Annotated in this window: 17 protein-coding genes and 2 pseudogenes; 8 read left to right on the forward strand and 11 right to left on the reverse strand. The window is 70.3% G+C overall.

The window, feature by feature from the left end; translation table 11 throughout:
* Positions 1–19 precede the first annotated feature (19 nt).
* The gene (gene recD2 / locus WHN02_RS07675) at positions 20–2,263 is read right to left on the reverse strand and encodes an SF1B family DNA helicase RecD2 (protein WP_434742701.1); all 2,244 of its coding nucleotides are present in this window, start codon (positions 2,261–2,263) and stop codon (positions 20–22) included.
* A gap of 30 nt (positions 2,264–2,293) precedes the next feature.
* A complete protein-coding gene (yidD, locus tag WHN02_RS07680) occupies positions 2,294–2,674 on the reverse strand; it encodes a membrane protein insertion efficiency factor YidD (protein WP_434742702.1) in 381 nt (126 codons plus the stop codon).
* Positions 2,675–2,793: 119 nt separating this feature from the next.
* Between yidD and WHN02_RS07685 the strand changes: the two genes are divergently transcribed.
* Positions 2,794–3,507, forward strand: a complete 714-nt coding sequence (locus tag WHN02_RS07685; protein ID WP_434742703.1) for a siderophore-interacting protein — start codon at positions 2,794–2,796, stop codon at positions 3,505–3,507.
* On the forward strand, positions 3,504–5,063 hold the full coding sequence (locus WHN02_RS07690) for an MFS transporter (RefSeq protein WP_434742704.1): 1,560 nt from the start codon (positions 3,504–3,506) through the stop codon (positions 5,061–5,063). Before WHN02_RS07685 ends, WHN02_RS07690 begins: the two co-directional genes overlap by 4 nt.
* A 23-nt stretch (positions 5,064–5,086) precedes the next feature.
* Here the strand turns inward: WHN02_RS07690 and WHN02_RS07695 are convergent, their stop codons facing one another.
* Positions 5,087–5,740 (reverse strand): isochorismatase family protein, encoded by a 654-nt coding sequence (locus WHN02_RS07695; RefSeq protein ID WP_434742705.1) that lies wholly within the window; start codon positions 5,738–5,740, stop codon positions 5,087–5,089.
* A 195-nt stretch (positions 5,741–5,935) separates the two neighbouring features.
* Between WHN02_RS07695 and WHN02_RS07700 the strand changes: the two genes are divergently transcribed.
* Entirely contained in the window at positions 5,936–7,909 is a 1,974-nt protein-coding gene (locus WHN02_RS07700) for an anthranilate synthase family protein (protein WP_434742706.1), read from the forward strand.
* On the opposite strand, the gene WHN02_RS07705 is transcribed toward WHN02_RS07700, so the two are convergent.
* The gene (locus WHN02_RS07705; RefSeq protein WP_434742707.1) at positions 7,831–9,375 is read right to left on the reverse strand and encodes an FAD-dependent oxidoreductase; all 1,545 of its coding nucleotides are present in this window, start codon (positions 9,373–9,375) and stop codon (positions 7,831–7,833) included. The genes WHN02_RS07700 and WHN02_RS07705 overlap by 79 nt on opposite strands.
* A 10-nt stretch (positions 9,376–9,385) precedes the next feature.
* The gene (locus WHN02_RS07710; RefSeq protein WP_434742708.1) at positions 9,386–9,880 is read right to left on the reverse strand and encodes a PhzA/PhzB family protein; all 495 of its coding nucleotides are present in this window, start codon (positions 9,878–9,880) and stop codon (positions 9,386–9,388) included.
* 116 nt (positions 9,881–9,996) lie between these two features.
* Between WHN02_RS07710 and WHN02_RS07715 the strand changes: the two genes are divergently transcribed.
* On the forward strand, positions 9,997–10,860 hold the full coding sequence (locus tag WHN02_RS07715; protein ID WP_434742709.1) for a PhzF family phenazine biosynthesis protein: 864 nt from the start codon (positions 9,997–9,999) through the stop codon (positions 10,858–10,860).
* A gap of 185 nt (positions 10,861–11,045) precedes the next feature.
* On the forward strand, positions 11,046–11,474 hold the full coding sequence (locus WHN02_RS07720; protein ID WP_434742710.1) for a cold-shock protein: 429 nt from the start codon (positions 11,046–11,048) through the stop codon (positions 11,472–11,474).
* A gap of 47 nt (positions 11,475–11,521) precedes the next feature.
* On the opposite strand, the gene WHN02_RS07725 is transcribed toward WHN02_RS07720, so the two are convergent.
* The 4 genes from WHN02_RS07725 to WHN02_RS07740 all read right to left on the reverse strand — a co-directional run bounded on the left by WHN02_RS07725 (position 11,522) and on the right by WHN02_RS07740 (position 15,109).
* A complete protein-coding gene (locus WHN02_RS07725) occupies positions 11,522–12,364 on the reverse strand; it encodes an ABC transporter ATP-binding protein (protein ID WP_434742711.1) in 843 nt (280 codons plus the stop codon).
* Between the two features lie 33 nt (positions 12,365–12,397).
* A complete protein-coding gene (locus WHN02_RS07730) occupies positions 12,398–13,243 on the reverse strand; it encodes an ABC transporter permease (protein WP_434742712.1) in 846 nt (281 codons plus the stop codon).
* Positions 13,240–13,965: an ABC transporter permease gene (locus WHN02_RS07735; protein WP_434743863.1), complete on the reverse strand. Its 726-nt coding sequence runs from the start codon at positions 13,963–13,965 to the stop codon at positions 13,240–13,242. The genes WHN02_RS07730 and WHN02_RS07735 overlap by 4 nt, the downstream gene beginning before the upstream one ends.
* Positions 13,966–14,149: 184 nt before the next feature.
* Complete coding sequence (locus WHN02_RS07740) at positions 14,150–15,109, reverse strand: ABC transporter substrate-binding protein (RefSeq protein WP_434742713.1); 960 nt, start codon at positions 15,107–15,109, stop codon at positions 14,150–14,152.
* A gap of 991 nt (positions 15,110–16,100) precedes the next feature.
* Between WHN02_RS07740 and WHN02_RS07745 the strand changes: the two genes are divergently transcribed.
* Positions 16,101–17,186, forward strand: a complete 1,086-nt coding sequence (locus tag WHN02_RS07745; protein ID WP_434742714.1) for a TauD/TfdA family dioxygenase — start codon at positions 16,101–16,103, stop codon at positions 17,184–17,186.
* 73 nt (positions 17,187–17,259) lie between these two features.
* Positions 17,260–17,838, forward strand: a complete 579-nt coding sequence (locus tag WHN02_RS07750; protein WP_434742715.1) for a hypothetical protein — start codon at positions 17,260–17,262, stop codon at positions 17,836–17,838.
* Between the two features lie 64 nt (positions 17,839–17,902).
* Here the strand turns inward: WHN02_RS07750 and WHN02_RS07755 are convergent.
* Positions 17,903–18,343: pseudogene (locus WHN02_RS07755) on the reverse strand (dihydrofolate reductase family protein); the annotation flags it as partial.
* 61 nt (positions 18,344–18,404) lie between these two features.
* Entirely contained in the window at positions 18,405–18,953 is a 549-nt protein-coding gene (locus WHN02_RS07760; RefSeq protein ID WP_434742716.1) for a hypothetical protein, read from the reverse strand.
* A gap of 171 nt (positions 18,954–19,124) precedes the next feature.
* Between WHN02_RS07760 and WHN02_RS07765 the strand changes: the two are divergent.
* Positions 19,125–19,538: pseudogene (locus WHN02_RS07765) on the forward strand (AAA family ATPase); the annotation flags it as partial.
* Positions 19,539–19,618: the final 80 nt, after the last annotated feature.

Raw genomic sequence — 19,618 nt, forward strand, 5'->3', positions numbered from 1 at the left:
GGCAGACCCCCGACAGAAGTCACCGGATGCGCGGCTGCGGACCGGCCAGCCGGTGGGTCAGGGCGGTGTGTCGGCGTCCCGCCCCGACGGTCCGGACCGCCGCCGCGAGGGCCCGACGGGAACCGACGAGCACCACCAGCTTCCTGGCCCTGGTGACTGCCGTGTAGAGCAGGTTGCGTTGCAGCATCATCCACGCGCTGGTGGTCAACGGCACCACCACCGCCGGATACTCCGAGCCCTGCGACCTGTGGATCGTCACCGCGTACGCGTGGGTCAGCTCGTCGAGTTCGTCGAAGTCGTACTCGATGGTCTCGTCCTCGTCGGTGCGGACGGTGAGCGTCTGCTCCTCGGTGGAGAGCGCGACGACCACCCCGACGGTGCCGTTGAAGACCCCGGCCTGCCCCTTGTCGTAGTTGTTGCGGATCTGGGTGACCTTGTCGCCGACCCGGAAGACCCGGCCGCCCATCCGCCGCTCCGGCTGCCCCTCCCGGGCCGGTGTGAGCCGCTGCTGGAGCAGGGTGTTGAGCGCCCCCGCCCCGGCCGGACCCCTGTGCATCGGGGTGAGGACCTGCACGTCGCGGCGGGGGTCCAGGCCGAACTTCGCCGGGATCCGGTCGTACGCCACGTCGACCGTGAGCGCTGCGGTGGCCTCGGTGTCGTCGCAGGCGAAGAGGAAGAAGTCGGTCATCCGGTCGAACAGCGGTGGACGGCCGGCGTTGATCCGGTGGGCGTTCGTCACCACCCCCGACTCCGCCGCCTGGCGGAAGATCCGGGTCAGCCGGACCCGGGGGACCGCCTCGGCGGCGAGCAGGTCCCGCAGCACCTCCCCGGCACCGACCGAGGGGAGCTGGTCGACGTCACCGACGAGCAGCAGGTGCGCCCCCGGCGGGACCGCCTTGACCAGCTTGTTGGCCAGGACCAGGTCGAGCATGCTCGCCTCGTCGACGACCAGGAGGTCCACGTCGAGGGGGTTGTCCCGGTCGTGCGCGGCGTCCCCACCGGGACGCAGTTGCAGCAGCCGGTGCACTGTGGCGGCCGGGTGCCCGGTCAGCTCGGCGAGGCGTTTCGCGGCCCGCCCGGTCGGCGCGACGAGTGTCACCTTCGCCTGTTTGGCGGCGGCGAGTTCCACGATCGAGCGGACCGTGAAGCTCTTGCCGCACCCGGGACCCCCTGTCAGGACCGCGACCTTCGAGGTCAGCGCGAGGCGTACCGCCTGCTTCTGCTCGGGGGCCAGCTCCGCGCCGGTGCGGGCCCGCAGCCAGGCCAACGCCTTCGTCCAGTCGACGGTGCCGAAGTGCGGCATCCGGTCGGCGGTGCCGTGCAGCAGCCGCAGCAGCGACCCGGCGAGGGACTGCTCCGCCCTGTGGAACGGGACCAGGTAGACCGCCTCGATCGGTGCCCCGTCGGTCGCCCGACCGGCGGGGGCCGCCTCGGCGGGAAGCGTCTCCCGGACCACCCCCTCCTCGCCGACGAGGTCGTCCAGGCAGGTGGAGACCAGGTCGGCCGGGACGTCGAGGATCTTCACCGCCTCCGTGACGAGCTGGGGGACCGGCAGGTAGCAGTGTCCGTCGTCGGTCGCCTCGGAGAGGGTGTACGCCAACCCGGCCTTGACCCGTTCCGGGCTGTCGTGCGGGATGCCGACCGACCGCGCGATCGTGTCGGCGGTCTTGAACCCGATCCCCCACACGTCGGCGGCCAGCCGGTACGGCTCGGCGGTCACCACGTCGACGGCGGTGTCGCCGTACTGCTTGTAGATCCGTACGGCGAGCGAGGTGGAGACGCCGACCCCCTGGAGGAAGACCATCACCTCCTTGATCGACTTCTGTTCCTCCCAGGCGGCGGTGATCTTCGCGGTCCGCTTCGGCCCGAGTCCGGGGACCTCGACCAGTCGGGCCGACTCCTCCTCGATGACGCGCAGGGTGTCCAGCCCGAAGTGCGCCACGATCCGCTCGGCGAAGACCGGCCCGATCCCCTTGACCAGGCCGGATCCGAGATACCGCTGGATTCCCTGGACGGTGGCGGGCAGTACCGTGGTGTACGAGTCCACCTCGAACTGTCGGCCGTAGCGCGGATGCGACGACCAGCGGCCCCGCAGCCGCAGGCTCTCCCCGCACTGGGCACCGAGCAGCGCCCCGACCACTGTCAGGAGGTCGGTGCCGCGTTCGGTGGCCACCCTGGCGACCGTGTAGCCGGTCTCCTCGTTGACGTAGGTCAGCCGTTCCAGGACCGCGTCCAGGACGGCCGTCGAGGGACGATCGTTCACCAGGGTCATCCTGCCGCCGTGGTGCCCGCCTCAGCGCACCGGGTCGTGGGTGCCGCGTACGACGTCGGGGCGGCAGCGCCGGACCCGGTCGGCGGCGAGCCGTCCGCCGACCGCCAACCCGTACCGCTCCACTGCGGTCAGGCCGTACGCGCCGCAGGTGGGGGTGAAACGACACCGGCCGGGCCAGTGCGGGGAGAGCCACCGTCGGTAGCCCCGGATGGCGGCCAGCCCGGCCCGGTCCACAACGGGGGAGCCGGTCGCCGCGGCGGCTGCCGAACCGAGCAGGAGCATGCTGGAGAAGAGCCCGAAGACGTCGCAGCAGTCGCAGCAGCCGTCGGGGTTCTTGGAGCGGGAGTTCTTCTGTTGTTGTCGGCGGTTGTACCGGGCCCGCTCCCGGATCTCACGGAACATGGGGACATGATCCGACACCCCCGCCACCTGTAAAGCGTCACCCGAGGGTGATCGACCCCTCCCCATACGGGGACGGTTAGGTTAACCTAACCTAACCCGGAGTGGAGTGGGAGGCGGACGTGAAGCGGAGCTGGGGAGCACTCGTGCTCAAGGCCATGGGGGGCCGGGACTTCCGGCTGACGGTGCTCGACTCCGAGCGGGTCAGCAACACCCTCCACCGGCTGCACGTCGACGGTGGAGGACTGCTCACAGCCGTCGACGTCCACCCGACGATGTGGATCCGGCTCTGGTTCGACAACGGAGGCCGTCCGCACCAGCGCGCGTACACACTCGTCGACCCGGACCCGACCACCGGCCGGTTCCACCTGGAGTTCGCCCTGCACGACGGGTGCGCGGCCCGCTGGGCCGGTTCCGCCGCACCGGGGGACACCATCCACGCGACCCTCCAGGGCAGCGCCTTCACCCTGCCCGACCCCACCCCGAGCCACCTCTATGTGGTCGGCGACTCGTCCTCCCTGCCCGCCGTCAACAGCCTCCTCGACGCCGTCGGCGACCTCCCGGCCACCATCTGGCTGGAGTACGCCACCGACGACGAGAAGGGCCTCACCCACCGGACCCGCACCGGTCAGGAGGTGGTGTGGGTGCCCCGGCTCGACGATGGACGACACCTCGTCGAGACCGTCCAGGCGGCCCTGCCCGTCGCCGTCGACGGGGCGTACCACTGGGTGGCCTGTGAGGCGGGGACCACCCGGGCCGTCGCCCGCCACCTGCGTCGGGGCCTCGGCGTGCCCCGGCACCAGATATCCGCCCTCGGATACTGGAACGCCAGGTGACCGCCGGCCCCACCGGCACCGTCCCGGTGCGGTCCCGGTGGTTCGTCCTGGCCGTGCTCTGCCTCGTCCAACTCGTCGTGGTGCTCGACAACACCATCCTCACCGTGGCGGTACCGTCGCTGACCCGGGACCTCGGTGCCACCACGGCCGACATCCAGTGGGTCATCAACGCGTACGCCCTGGTGATGGCGGGTCTCCTGCTCACCGCCGGGAGCGTTGTCGACAGGTACGGCCGCCGCCGGATGCTGCTGGTCGGACTGGTGGTGTTCGGGCTGGCCTCGGCCGCCGCAGCCGCCTCCCAGACCTCCGCCCACCTGGTCGCCGCCCGGGGCCTGCTCGGGCTCGGCGGTGCGCTGCTGACCACCGCCACCCTCGCCGTCGCGATGCAGGTGTTCGGCCCCGCCGAACGCCCGAGGGCGATCGGGATCTGGGCGGCGGTCAACGCCCTCGGTTTCGCCGCCGGTCCACCCGTCGGTGGTCTCCTCCTGGCCCACTACCGGTGGCCCGCCATCTTCCTGGTCAACCTGCCCGTCGTGGCGATCTGCCTGGTCGCCGCCCTGGTCCTGGTCCCCGAGTCCCGGCACCGCGCCGGTCGCCTCGACCTGGTCGGCGCGCTGCTGTCCACAGTCGGCCTCGGCACCGCCGTCTTCGCCATCATCCAGGGGCCGGAGCAGGGCTGGACGTCCCGGCCGGTGCTCGGCGCGTCGGTGGGCGCAGCGGTGCTGATCGCCGCCTTCGTCGCCTGGGAACGACACACCCCGGCGCCAATGCTCGACGTTCACTTCTTCCGGAACCGACGCTTCGTCGGCGCGATCTCCGGGGTCGTGCTGATCACCTTCGGCAGCGCCGGGGCGCTGTTCCTGCTCGCCCAGCAGCTTCAGTTCGTCAGGGAGTACCCGGCCTGGGAGGCCGGCGCCCGGATGGCCCCCTTCGCGCTCACAGTGGTGCTGCTCAACGTCTGCGGCGTCGCGGCCCTGCTGATCCGACGACTCGGGATCCCGCTGGCCATCGCCGCCGGGATGACCACCCTCGCCGCCGGGCTGGTCGTCGCCGCGTACGCCCCGCCCGACGGCTACCCGGTCCTGCTCGTCGGTCTGCTGCTGATGGGGGCGGGTTGCGCGGTGGCCAATCCGGCGATCGTGGAGGCGGTCCTCAGCTCCATTCCGCCCGAGCGGGCCGGCACCGGGGCCGGGATCGACGGGACCATGTCCGAGGTGGGCGGCAGCCTCGGCGTCGCCGTCCTCGGGGCGGTCCTCAACGCCCGGTTCACCGCCGCCCTCCCGGTGGCCCTGGCCGGTGCCGGGTCCTTCCCCGCCGCGGTGGCCGCCGCCGGTACCGCCGCCGAACGGGACGAGGTCGCCTCGGCGTTCAACGACGCCGTGGTGGTGGGGCAGACCGTCGGCGCGGTGGCCGTCCTCGTCGGGGGATGCCTCGCCGGGCTGCTGGTGCACCGGGCTGGTCGGCGTACCCCGGCCCCGTCCGGCCCCGAGCCGGTCCTGCCGGAGACCGGGGTACGCCCCGACGGGGTACGTCGGGCCGTACCGGCGGGCCGGTGAGCGATCCGGGGTGAGTCGGGGACCTAGTCTCCGGCGAGGCCACGCGACAGGTCCGCCAGGACTGTGTCCGTGTCGGGGGTGGCGGCGCACAGCCGCCCCGCGTAGTCCAGTGCGAGCAGGTGCTGCTCCGGCGTGAAATCCGCGATCGCGTCGGCGACGAGGAACGGCTGGATGTCGTGACTGAATGCGTCGGAGGCGGTCGCGAGACAGCCGATGTGAGCGTAGATTCCGCAGATGATCAATTGGTCGCGTCCCCGTTCGGCCAGCTCGTCCTTGAGCGCCGATCGGTGGAAGGCGCTGTAGCGCCATTTGGTGAATACCTGGTCGGCCGGACCGGGGGTCAACTCGGCAACGATGGCTGTGTGTTCCGGTGAGTCGGTCATCCCGGCACCCCAGACATCCTTGAGGAGGCCGCGCTGCTCGTCGGTCATGCGACCCGGTTGGGCGGTGTACAGCACCGGGATGCCCAACTCCACGCATCGTCGCCGCAGGCGGGCCACGTTGTCGACGAGGGTGGTCCGAGGTGGCTCGCTCGGCGGGAAGAAGTCGACGAAGTAGTTCTGCATGTCGTGGATCAGGAGGGCCGCCCGGCGGGGTGACGCACGCCAGGGGACCACCTTATCGGGCAGTTCGGACTTGTCAGGCATAGGGTACGGGGTGATCGCGGGGATGCCCATGCTGTCTCGCTCTGCAGCAGTATTGGTGCCTGAGTGTGACATCGGCAATTCTTTGGGTTAGCTCGAACCACACTCCTCGGCTGTTCCTCATCGGCAGCATACACTCCTGCGCACGCCATCGCCCCGCAGTTTGGAGAAGATGTGGATGCGCCCGAGCCAGTGTCTGATGTGGAATCCATCGATAATCTGCTCGCAATGGACGATCCCACTTTCGCACTGGTGTACCGACCCGGGCGAGGGCAGTTCGTCGAAGTCCTGACCGGAGACTCCGAGAGCTGCTGGTCCCTTGGGGAGATCCCGGTCGCCGCCGGGGTGGAGTCCGGCCTCAGCAGGGAATCTCTAGTGGTCGTGCCCTATCGACAGATCGTCGAGAGGGGGTTCGCCTGCGTTGACGACAACGTGCCGATAATTGTCCTGAAGATCCGTCGTAGTGAGCGCGTGAATTTGTCGGACGCGTTGCTCGCCCTGCCTCGGGACCGGATTTCCCTCAGGGGTGCCAAATTCGACGTCGACGACCGGGAGTACGCAGATACCGTAGCCGCTGTGCTGGCCGAAGAAATTGGAAGGGGAGAGGGGTCGAACTTCGTCGTCAGTCGCAGATTCGTCGCCGAGATCCCGGACTACTCGGTCAGATCGGCACTGGCTGTCTTCGCCCGCCTGCTCACCGGCGAACAGGGCTCCTACTGGACGTTCCTGGTCCACGCCGAGGGGCGTACGTTCGTGGGGGCCAGCCCGGAGCTGCACGCCGGCCTCACCTCGGGCACCGTCGTGATGAACCCGATCAGCGGCACCCACAGGTATCCGCCGCACGGACCCGACCTGCCCGACCTGCTCGCCTTCCTCGCTGACCCCAAGGAGACCGACGAGCTGAACATGGTCTTGGACGAGGAGCTGAAGACCATGGCCGCCATGTGCCCGCTCGGTGGACGTCTGACCGGCCCCACGCTGCGGGAAATGGCCCGGCTCACGCACACCGAGTACCTGCTGTCCGGCCGCACCCCGCTCGACCCGCGTGAGGTGCTGCGCGAGACCATGTTCGCGCCGACGGTCGTGGGCAGCCCCCTCAAGAGCGCGTGCGAGGTGGTTTCCAGGTACGAGCCGACAGGTCGTCGCTACTACGCGGGCGTCGTGGCTCTGATCGGCAGGGACGAGTCCGGTGTCCCCGAGATGGACTCCGCGATCCTCATCCGTACCGCCGAGATCGACGCCGACGGTCGGCTGGAGGTGGGCGTCGGAGCCACGTTGGTGCGCCACTCCGACCCCGGATCGGAGGTCGCCGAGACCCACGCGAAGATCTCGGGACTGTTGGCGGCCATCGGCACGGCCGGCGACTCCCCGGGCCGGGAGGTCCCTCCTCGCAGCCCGATGGCCGACGACCCGACGGTCCACACCGTCCTGGCGCGCAGGGAGAGCCGACTCGCGTCGTTCTGGCGCCGGGACCCACACGGCAGACAGGTGGCCGACCCCCTGCTGACCGGGAGGCGGGTGCTCGTCGTGGACGCCGAGGACGGCTTCACCGCGATGCTGGCCACCCAGCTTTCGGCATTCGGCCTGGTCCCGACGATCCGGCGGCACACCGAGAGCCTCGACATCACCGATCACGACCTGGTGGTCCTCGGCCCCGGGCCGGGCGACCCGCTCGACCACGGGAACCCCAGGATGGCCGGGCTGCGCCGGCTCACCGGACGGGTCCTCGATGCTGGCACCCCCCTGCTGTCGGTCTGTCTCAGCCACCAGATCCTGGCCTCACTGCTCGGGATGCGCATCGTCCGCAAACCCGTGCCCAACCAGGGCCGGCAGGTGGAGATAAGCCTCTTCGGGACCAGGCGGACCGTGGGGTTCTACAACACGTTCGCGGCGGTGACCGACCAGGACCGGCTGTACCCGCCCGGTCTGTCCGCCCCGGTGACCGTTTGCCGGGACCCGGACAGCGGCGAGGTGCACGCGCTGCGCGGCCCCGGTTTCACCTCCCTGCAGTTCCACCCGGAGTCGGTGCTGTCCCTGGACGGCCTGGCGATCCTCGGGGAGACCCTGGTGTCGCTGCTCGGCGACCCGGTGCCCACGACCGGCTCGGCGGCCTCCGGTGATCCTCAGTCCGTCGCGGCGGCCCTCCCGGCCAGGACACCGAAGGTGAGCGCCTGGCCGAGGGTCGCCCCCGTTCCCGGATAGGCGAGCCCGAACGGACTGGCCGCAGCGTTGCCGGCCGCGTACAGACCGGGGATCACCGAACCGTCGACCCGGATGACGCGGCCGTCCCCGTCGGTGCGGGGTCCGCCCTTGGTGCCCCCCAGACCGGCGTGCACCGCGACGGCGAAGTACGGCGGCTCGGTGAGCGGGCGCAGGGTCACGTGCTCGGCGCCGGAGTCACCGAGCGCACGATCGTACGCTCCGGTCCCCCGGCCGAAGTCGGGATCTCTTCCGGAGGTGGCGGCCCGGTTGAACCGTTCGACGGTGTCGAGGAGTGCTTCCCGGGGGACGTCGATCCGGTCGGCGAGTTCGGGGATGCTCGCCGCCGACGACAGCCACTGCGGCGTCGGATCACCCGGCCGCACCGGGCCGATCGGGTAACGCCCACGCGCCGACCCGTCGAACACCAGCCACGACGGGTCGGCGTCGAAGCGGAACTCCGCCGCCGAGAAGTTGTGCATGGCGCGACCGACGTCGTTGTAGTTCTGCGCCTCGTTGGTGAACCGTCGTCCATGCCTGTCCACCATGATGAATCCGGGGCGGGCCCGCTCGGCGAACAACATCCGGTACACCGGGAACCCGTCCACCTCGTCCCCGGGGACCCGGATCGTGGGACACCACCACGCCTCGGACATGTTCCCCAGCGCGGCACCGGCCGCCATCGCCAGCCGGAGTCCGTCCCCGGCGGCTCCCGGAGCGCCGACCAGGCCGCGGACCGGAGCGCGCAGGAACGTCCGCAGCAGAGCGGGGTCACGTTCGAAACCACCGGTGGCGAGCACCACCCGCCCGAGCTGCGGACGGCCCCCGACGACCACGCCGTCCGGCGACAGTTCGGTGACCCTGGTCGAGGACCGGACCACGACACCCGCGTCAAGGGCGGCGGAGAGCAGGGCGGCGACCATCGCCTGCCCACCGACCACGGTCAGGGTGCTGCGCCGCTGCGCCGCCACCTCACCGGCCGTGTGCCCCGCCGTCAACTCGTTCAAGGTGAACGGGGGCCGCCAGGGTAGCGGGGGGCGGATCCGCGTCAGCACCGCTTCGGAGGCCGCCAACGGGTGGGGTTCCAGCGACCGCACCCCCGCACCCCTGCCGCCGGGCCGTTCGGGATGACAGTCCGGGTACGGCAGAGCCTGCCAGCGCAGCGCCGTGTGCTCCTCCAGCCATCGGGCGACCCGTGGTGCCTCGACGACGTACCGCCTCAGCAGAGCGGGCGCGACGTCGCCGCCGGCCAGGGAGTCCAGGTACCGGGTGGCCGACTCCGCACCGTCCGTGCCGGGCTCGGCGACGTGGTTGTCGGGCACCCACACCGCGCCGCTGGACAACGCGGTGGTGCCGCCGATCGTCGAGGTCGCCTCGACGAGTGTCACCTCGGCTCCGGCCGCCCGAGCGGCCAGCGCCGCGCCCAGACCGGCCGCCCCCGAACCGATCACGATCACCGGGACTGACATGTCTCCTGCCCTACCGGGGGATTCCGCCACGCTTGACGACGGGAACCTCGATGCCGAGCGCCCGCATCTGCTCGCACGGGTTCATGAACTCCCGGATCTCGGTGATCTTCCCGTCGGCCAGCTTGAAGGAGTGGATGAAGTGGTTGCGGTAGAAGCCGGGCTCGTAGTCCGGGAAGAGGATCTGGCCCTCGCCGTCGCACTCGACCCAGAAGTGGTTCGGATCCTGTGTCTCGAAGACCTCGATGTTGAACCACTTCCAGTCCGGGAAGCAGTCCAGCGACCAGGCGGCCATCTCGGCGAGCTTCTCCCGGCCGCGTACGGCAGCGGGTTCCCCGGTGTCGGTGGTCCACAGTCCACCGTGTGCGTCCTCGGCGAGCAGCCGGTGCCGTTGCAACCGGGGTGGCCCCTCGGTCACGCGGAGATACTCCTCCACCACCGCCCGGTTCTGTCGCCGCAACTCGCGGTCAGCGTCGAAGTTGCGCTCGGTAAGATCGTTGTCCGACATGTCGTCATCCTCGAATGTGCCTGAGAGGTTGGGTGCAGGACGATGGTCACCCACCACCTCGCACCTCGCAAGCCCAGGTCGGAGGCGGTATGCCTGTCGCCCTATGGTTTCCGATCATGTACCAGTACATGATCGTCGACGTCTTCACCGACACCCCGTTGGCCGGGAATCCGGTCGCTGTCCTCCTCGACGCGACCGGACTGTCGACCGACCAGATGCAGTCACTCGCCGTAGAGACGAACCTGTCGGAGACCACGTTCGTGCTCCCTCCACAGGGGACCGCAGACGTCCGGGTCCGCATCTTCACGCCGACCCGTGAACTGCCGTTCGCCGGTCACCCCACACTGGGTACGGCCGTCGCCCTGGCCCACCTCAGGGAGCGCCGGACACTGGTCATGGAGACGATGGTGGGGGACGTGGAGTTCACCTTCCAGCAGGACAGGGGGCGGGTGCTGACGGCCCGGATGCGGCAGCCCGTCCCGACGTGGGAGCCGTACGAGCACGCCGCCACGCTCGCCGAGGGCCTCGGGGCCGCACCGGCGGAGCCGGTCGTGTACGCGTACCGCAACGGTCCCCGACACGTTCTCTTCCCGGTACGCGACATCGAGGAACTGTCGGGGCTCCGGCCCGATCTGCGAGTCCTGTCGACACTGCCGGACATGAGCGCCTTCTGTTTCGTCGGCGTCGGCAGCCACTGGCGGGCCAGGATGTTCTCTCCGGCCTACGGGGTGGTCGAGGACGCCGCGACCGGCTCGGCGGCCGGACCTCTCGCCGTGCACCTGGTTCGACACGGCCGGATCGACCACGGCAGGCAGATCGAGATCCGGCAGGGCGTCGAGATGGGGCGTCCCTCGACGATGACGGCCAGCGCCTGGGGGCAGGGTGACCGGTTCGACGCCGTGGAGGTGGCCGGTGCCGCCGTCGTCGTCGGACGCGGTGAGTTCCTCATCGACGGGGTCGACGACGACGGCGGCGAATGAGGTGGAGTCGCCTGTGCGGTTCCGTCGGGACGTGGTCAAATGGGAGCCGGTGATCGTGGGTCGGTGGGGTGCGGTGCCGGGCCTTCGTCGGGCCGGACCGGCGCCGACCGGGTGCGACACCCCGTACCGGCCGGGCCGGTACGCGTTGTTGGTGGTGGCGAGTTGTCGGGAAACAGGTGGTTGCTGTGGCGTTGGTAGGTAGGGTCATCCGCTTCGACGAGGTGCGCGGCTACGGGTTCATCGCCCCGTCGGCCGGGGGCGAGGACGTGTTCGTCCACGCCAACGACTTCGGGGAGCGGCGGCACGAGGTCCACCCGGGCATGAAGGTGGAGTACGAGGTCGAGGAGGGTGACCGTGGCCTCAAGGTGGCGAGCGTCAGCATCCTCGACGCTCCGGTGACCCGGGTGGAGCGTCCCGTCGGTGAGCGGGCACCCGCGCGGGTGGCCCCGGGCGACGACGACGGGCTCTGCGACGTCCTCTCCTCGCGGGAGTTCATGACCGAGGTGACCGAGCTGCTCATCGAGCGGGCACCGGCGTTGACCGCCGGGCAGATCTCGACCATCAGGCAGGCGTTGACCGAGCGGGCCCGCGCCCACGGCTGGGTCGAGGCCTGAGGCCGACGCCACCGGGGCGGACCGGTAGGACCGCCCCGGTGGCCGGGTCAGGCCGGGTCGCCCGAGAGCGACGTCCGCCGTTGGGCGGCCATGACCAGGGAGTAGACCTCCTCGCGAAGCTCACCGAACAGGGGTAGCTGCTTCGTGGCGATCTGGTGTCGGGGGCGTTCGATGGCCACGGCCAGGTCCGCGACCACCACCGACGGACCCTGCGAGAGCACGACCACCCGGTCGGACAGGTAGACGGCCTCGTCGATGTCGTGGGTCACGAAGAGCACTGTGGTGCCGGTCTCGGCCCACACCTTGAGGAGCAGGTCCTCCAGGCTCGCCCGGGTCTGGGCGTCCACCGAGGCGAACGGCTCGTCCATGATCAACATCTGGGGTCGGACGGCGAGTCCCCGGGCGATCGCCACCCGCTGCTGCATGCCGCCGGACAGCTGCCACGGATACAGGGCCGCGGCGTGCGCCAGGTTCACCATGTCCAGCGCCTCCCGAACCCGTTCCCGGATCTCGGTACGCGGCAGGCCACGGTCCCGCAGCGGCAGGGTGACGTTCTTCTCCACAGTCAGCCAGGGGAACAGGGAACGGCTGTAGTCCTGGAAGACGACGGCGACGCCCTCGCGGGGACCCGACATGGTCTCCCCCTGGAAGTCCACCCTCCCGCCGGTGATGGGGAGCAGTCCCGCGATGCACATCATCAGGGTGGTCTTGCCGCAGCCGGAGGGGCCGACGACCGAGACGAACTCGCCGGAGTGCACGGCGAAGTCGATGCTGCGTACCGCCAGGACGTCTCCCTTGCGGGAGGGGTACGACTTGCTGAGTTGACGGACGTCGAGCACCGGCGTCCCCGCCGGGCCGGGCGGGTCCTGCTGGATCGTCACGGGGTCCATCTCGTTCTCCTCGGGGTTCGTGGCGTGTGCCGGCTAGTGACGGTCCGCGTCGTTGGGTTTCGCACTGCGGTGCCATCCGAGCAGCACCCGTTCGACGAGCGCGAAGAGCGCGTTGAACGCGATGCCCAGGAGGGCCAGGAGGACGATCGCCGACCACAGCTCCGGGAACCGGAACAACCGCTGCTGGTTGACGATGTAGAAGCCCAGGCCGGCGGTGGCGGCGTACAGCTCGGAGATCACCATGAGGACCAGGGCGATCCCGATGCTGATCCGCAGGCCGGCGAAGATGGCGGGACTGGCGCCGGGCAGCAGCACCTGGAGGAAGTAACGACGTCGGGTCAGCCGCAGGCTCTTCGCGGCGGTGACCATCGTCCGGTCGATGCCCCGGACACCGTCGTAGGTGTTGATGAGGATCGGCCACAGGCAGCCCAGGGCGATCAGGAACACGTTCATGCCGCTGGTGATGCCGAAGATCACGATGGCGATGGGCAGGAGGGCGGTGACCGGCACAGACATGCCGAGTCGGATCAGCGGGTTGAAGAACGCCCCCGCCGGGCGCCACACCCCGATCAGGATGCCGGCGCAGATCCCGATGGCCGCCGCCGCCCCGTACCCGAGGCCGAGCCGGGCCAGGCTGGGCAGGACGTCGGTCAGGAACTGCTCGCTGAGGAAGAGGGTCGAGGGCGTCGTGGTCAGCCAGGTGTCGACGAAGGCGACGAAGATCTGCGACACCGGGGGTACGAAGAGGGAGCCGACCCATCGGCCCACCACCTCCCACACCAGCAGGACCAGGGCGAGCAGCCAGAGCGACTGGACGAACCGGCCCGTCCGCAGGGTCAGGTCGACGAATGTCGTACGAGTGGCACCGTGGTCGGTCATCGTGTGCTCCCCCGCTGGGCGTGACCCCACGGCACCGCGACCCGCTCGGCGAGGTTGAAGCCGTAGTACAGCAGCATGCCGAGCAGCCCCACCAGCAGGATCCCCGCGTAGACGAAGTCGGGTCGTTGAGCCTGCTGATAGGTGGTGATCACGGTGCCGACCCCGCTGGTCGCGCCGAGGAGTTCGGCGGAGAGGACCACGATGAGCGCGGTCGAGCTGGCCACCCGCAGCCCGGTGGCGATGGAGGGGGCCGCCGAGGGCAGGACCACCCGCCGCAGCAGCCGCATCCGGCCCCACCCCATGGTCCGTCCGGTGGCCAGCATGAGGGGTTCGGTGTCGCGGACGCCGTACATGGAGTTCAGCAGGATCGGCCAGAAGATGGCGTAGATCGCCAGCGCCACCTTCATCTGCGAGCCCAGCCCGAACAGCAGGATGGCGACCGGGAGGAACGCCGACGAGGGCACCGACCGGCCCGCGTGGATCAGGGAGGAGGCGGGTCGGTACAGGGACGTGAAGTAGCCGAGGAGCAGCCCCAACGGGATGCCGACGACACTGGCGACGACCATGGCGACCAGCCAGGCCCAGAGCGTCTGGGCCACTTCGGACAGGAAGCCCGGATCGATCAGGAGCTCCCCGACGCGCAGCATCGTCGTCGCCGGGTAGGGCAGGGAGTCCTGGGACACGGCACCGGTCCGGACCACCAGGTCCCAGAGCAGAAACATGGTCACGACCCCCGCCACCCCGATCACCCAGTCGGGTACCGGGCGCCTCCGACGTGCCCGGGCGGGCACGTCGGAGGCGGGCGCAGGCCGCGCTGGAGACTCAGGTGTCCGAGTCGCTGGAATCCCGGAGGCCATCTGGCGTCCTCTCCCTCGCAGATCGTGTGGTCACCCGCGCCGACTCCGGTCAGGACCTGGCGAACTCGGCGACGAAGGGACCGAGGTCCGGCTTCTCCTGGATGAGCTTCAGGTCCACCATCTGCTGGGACATCCGGTCCAGGCTCGCCATGTCCAGGCTGGGCTCCAACGCGTTCTGCGGCTGGGCGGCGAGGGTCTCGGCCGGCACCTTCTGGCACTCGGAGAGCAGCTGGAAGGACTCGGCGGTGTTCGCGGGGTCTTCGAGCTGCTCGGTGGTCTCCTTCAGCGCCTCGTGGAACCGCTCGGCGGCGTCCCCGCCGGCCACGAAGGTCTTCGACGCCACGTAGGTGGCGATGTAGACCTTCTCGCTGGAGGCGAAGGGGTCGGCCAGGCTGCGGACGCTGTCGTTGTGGTCGCCGAGCAGGGAGTAGCCGAGTTGGGCGGCGTCCACCCTGCCGCCGAGGACGGCGGGGATCTGCTCGGCGAAGGGCAGGGCCACGAAGCTGACGCTCTCCGGCTCCACGCCGTTGGCCTTCAACCAGCTCGCGGTGACGATCTGGTTGATGCCGTTCGCCTCGTTCACCGCGATCTTCTTTCCGGCCAGGTCGGCGGGAGCGGTGATGGGCGAGTCCTTGCCGACGAAGACGCCCTGGGCGGGTGCGGCCGGGGGGAGGGCGTTGACGTTCGCCCCCGACACCATCTGGATCGGGAACCCGGTGTTGTAGGCGTTGATGGCGGTGTACCCGTTGACGTAGCCGAAGTCCGCAGCACCGGAGAGCACCGCGGCCACCGCTGCGGAGCCGCCACCGGAGCGGACCAGCTCGACCTCCAGGCCGTGCTTGGCGTAGATCCCCTTGCCGGTCGCCCAGGTGTTCCAGATCTCGCACCCGAACGTGGTGACCGAGACCTTCGTGGTGCCGTCGGCGGAGGCGTCGTCGCCACCACCGCAGGCGGTGACGAGAAGCAGTGCGGAGATGGCCGCTGTCGCGCCCAAGCGTCGGTTGTTCATGTCGTCTCCTGGTCCCTGCGCAGGTGCCCTCGACGACCACCACCGAGGACGTTCGGTGGTGGAAGCGGGTGTCGGAAGCAGTGCTCGCTGACAATGAGGTGATCCGGAAGGCCCGTGGCCCACTCCGGAGGAAAGCGGCAGAAAGGTGCGGTGCACCGTGAAGCTGAGTGTGTCGCCGATCGTCGCGAGTCGGTCGGGCTGCACCCCAGCAGCACCCTGTCAGCCTCGCCGGCTTGGAGCAGAAGGTACGGGCCACTCCCACCCGTGTCAAGATGCGAAATGGTGTCTCGCATCTCGTCGAAACCAGGTTGTTACTTGGGCGGCGACTGGACCGAATTGCCTGCTCAAGCGGGCTCTCCGGGATTCATCCGCCGATGAGGGCAGATCGCACTGCGATACGTTCTCTCTGTTGACGCGCCCAGTGGGGGCGGCTACCTTCTCTCTCACAGATAGCGCCACGGCACCGATCCCCCGGGGGTGAACATGAGCATGGAGAAGCCCGTCGCGGGCCTTCCAGCCATCACCCGGGCGCCGATCGGTCACTGGAAGGGTCCCGAGTTCCCCGCTATCCGTCCCGGTACCGGCGCCGGCAAGGCCCTCGTCCCCTTCTAGGACGCTCCGCGCCCGGTCGTCCCCGCCTGCCCGAAACACCACGGGATCACCGAACCCCAGTACGACGCCACTCACCCCGCCGGTGAGTCGACCCGTCGTCGGTGGTCACCGGTGTGCAGGAGCCTGTCGACCCCGGCGCCCGAACCGTCACCCCGACCCGTGGCCGCCAGGCCACCGTCCCCTCCGGACGCAACGGCCGTACGGCCGGTCGTGGATCCCGGTCAACTCCCGCCCCGCCCCCGGCAACCCGACGCACGAGCGTCCGCCCCCTCCCGTACCCCAGTCGGGCAGGTGGGTGGACACCCGTACCCCAGCGCCCGGGTCACCCCATCCTCGCGAGCCGGTCCGTGGGCGAAAGACCAGAAAGCACGTACCCCAGATGACTGCTTCCTCAGTTCTGCACCCCGTCACCGGTCCCTTCGTCTGGCGCGGCGACGAACTCGCCGCCGACGGGGGCTGGATCCACCACCTGACCCCCGAGCAGGTCGACGAGCTGGAACGGGTCGGCCGCCGGTTCGTCGCCGACGACCCGGACCTGCGTACCGTCACCCCGGCGGAGTACCCGGTGCCGGTCTGCGCGGCGGTGATCGCCGAGATCGGCCGGGAGATGGACTCCGGCCGAGGGTTCGTCCTCGTCCGGGGGCTGCCCACCCACCGGTACGACGACGCCCTCGCCGGTGCCGTCTTCTACCTGATGGGACTCCACCTGGGAGTCCCGATGCGGCAGAACGAACTCGGCGACTTGGTCGACCACGTGATCGCCACCAGCGACAAGACCCTGCGGGACCGCTCGGCCGTACCGTCGCGGGTCCGGGACCGGCTGCCCTTCCACTCCGACAGCTCCGACGTGGTCGCCCTGCTGTGCCTGCGCCCCGCGAAGGAGGGGGGCGCGAGCAGCCTGGTCAGCGGGGCCACCCTCTTCAACGAGGTGCTGCGCCGCCGCCCCGACCTGGCTCCCCTCCTGCTGGAGCCGTGGTACTTCGACTGGCGCAAGCAGGATCCGGACGCCCCGGCCGACTGGTACACCTCGCCCATCGTCAGTCGGACGTCGGGAGTCTTCAGCATGTACGCCGGCACCGGCATGATCAAAGCCGCCCAGAACCACCGGGACGTGCCCCGACTCACCCCCGAGCAGATCGAGGTCCTGGACCTGCTCGACGAGGTCAGCCAGGAGCCCGGAGTCGCCCTGGACATGGACTTCCAGCCGGGGGACACCCAGTGGCTGCTGAACTACGCCGCCCTGCACTCCCGGACGGAGTTCGTCGACCACCCGGAACCGGAGCGCCGACGTCACCTGTTGCGGCTCTGGCTCAAGCGGGACGTGGGTCGGCCACTGGTGCCCCACTTCGGACGGCACGTCGTGATGGACAGGTCCGAGACCCGTGACACCTCCACCACCACGACCGAGGCGGGGCACTTCAGGATCGGCGAGGCGGTGGTACCCCGGCAGGACTGGGGTCACTGACCCGCGTCGGCCTCCACTGCGGACGCCGCCGACGGGGCTGCGGAATCCATCGCCACCGGCCGATAATGCGACGGTGACGAGAGCGGTTCGGGCACTTGTGGTCACCGTGCTCCTGGTGACGGTGGCGGCCTGCGACGGCACCACCGACGACACCCCGTCGGCGTCGTCCGGGCCGTCGTCGGCGTCGCCCACCCCCTTCGTGGCCCCGCCGCTGCGGCTGCCCGCCGTGCCGTCCGGCGGCGGTTGCCCGGTCACCGAGCCGAGCCCCTGGCCCCACCCCGACCAGGCGGGCCGGGTGCTCGGTCCCGGTCCGCTCCACCCCGTCGCCGACTACTTCGACGACGGGGTCCTGCGACTGCGTGACCTCGACCGGCGACCGGACGGCACGTACACGAAGAAGGTCCGGTGGATCGGATCCGGCTACGCCGGTCCGGTGCTGGTGCGGGCGGGGCGGATCGACGGGCCGGGCCGGGCCGGCGTGGAGTTCTCCTACCTCGGGGAGCCGCGCGACGGCGGGCACCACGCCGTCCTGACCCGCCCCGACAACGACCTGCCGGCCAGCACCACGGTCGACGGCCCGGGCTGCTACGCGTACCAGGTCGACGGTGCGACGTTCAGTGTGACAGTGGTGTTCCGCGCCGTCGCCGAGTGACCGACGCCGGGGGCCGGTCGCCCCCGACCGACGTCGGTACCGGCGGTGCGGTCGCACCCGACGGCTAGCGGACCACCTCGTAGACGGCCTTGAGGACGCCGTTGCCGTAGGCGGCGGAATCCCGCAGCGCCAGCCGCTGCTCCCGCTGCTCCCGACGGGAGAACACGCTCTTGCCCTCGCCGAGCAGCACCGGGAAGACCAGCAGGTGGTACCGGTCGACGAGCCCGGCGTCGGCCAGGCCACGAGCGAGTTCGGCGCTGCCGTGCACGAAGATCGCCCCACCGTCGGTCTGCTTGAGGGCGGCGACGTCCGCCACCGAGCGGAGGATGGACTGCTCACCCCACCCGTCGACGAGGGCGTCGTCGCCGAGCGTCGTGGAGACCACGTACTTCGGGAGGTCCCGGTAGGCGGCGTGATCCTCCGACCGGGGCCAGACCGAGGCGAAGGCCTCGTAACTGTGACGCCCGAACATCAGCGCCGAGGTCTCCCCGAGCTCCTCGCCCCTGGGGGGCTTGGTACCAGAGCGACGGCCCAGGGAACCGGTCGCCCGGCGAGCCGGAGACGGCTCAGCGGCGGGCCAGCGCCGATTCGAGCCGTTGGATGAGGGTCTTACGCCCCTTTCCGGCCCGTTCCGCGCGTAACGCCGCCTTCAACTGACCGGTGTCCAGGTCACGGACCCGCCGGGTCGCCTCGGCCACCGGGAGTTCCGCGAGCGGCACGCTCGCCGCGTCGCGGCGCGCCCGTCTGGCCGGCCCGGTGTTGGGGACGTACTGCCTGCCGGAAGTCGACTCCCGGCGCTTACGGGCGTCGGTGGCCCGCTGCTGCTCGGGGGAGAGCTGCTTCCACGCCTTGTCCGGCAGGTAACGGTCGGTCTCACCGTCGTGCCGCGCCCGGGTGGTGCCCTGCCGGGTACGCCACTTCTGGTCGCCCCAGCGCTGGAGGGACTTCTGGCGCTCGTCCTTCGGACCCTCGAAACCGCCGCCGCGCTTCTCGTACTCCTTGGTGAGCAGCTGCGACTTGCGCGCCGACCACTGACCCGGCTTGCCGCCCCGGTCGCCGGCCCGGATCTCGTCCTTGAGTCGTTCCCGCAGCTCGGGCTTCGTGTATCGCGCCATGGTCGTGAGTACCCGCCGCAGGACGACGTACCCGTGGCAGCTTGCGGTCGGTGTCCGGGGACAGCCTCGCCGACACCCGAGGTAAACACAACGTAACAATGTGTGTATCGATGCACGTGTTGGTTTTCGTATCGTCCTACCCATCGGCGGGAGTCACTCGGTGGGGGAGTCGTGGAGCTACTCGGTCGCGATGCGGAACTGGGAAGAATCAGCACGCTGCTCGGCAACGGGCGGGACGGCCGAGGTGGCTCCCTGCTCCTCCTCGGGGACCCGGGGATCGGTAAGACGACCCTGCTCAAGGCCGCCACCGGCGACCTGACCGGCAGACAGCTGCTCGAAGTCGACGGGTTCGAGGCCGAGATCACGATGCCCTTCGCCGCCGTACAGCGGCTCATCCGACCGCTGCGTCGACACCTCGACGCCGTACCCGACGGGCACCGGCAGGCCCTGCTCGTCGCCGCCGGTGAGGTCACCGGCCCGGCACCCGACCGCTACCTGGTCGGCCTCGGCGTGCTGGGTCTGCTGGGCGCGGCGGGCGGGTCGACCCCGGTGGTGTGCTCGGTCGACGACGCGCACCTGCTGGACGCGGAGTCCCTCGACGTCCTCGCCTTCGTGGGGCGTCGCCTGGCGGCGGAACCGGTGACACTGCTGCTCGCCGCCCGTAC

Source organism: Micromonospora sp. SH-82 (assembly GCF_051132485.1).
Lineage (GTDB): Bacteria > Actinomycetota > Actinomycetes > Mycobacteriales > Micromonosporaceae > Micromonospora.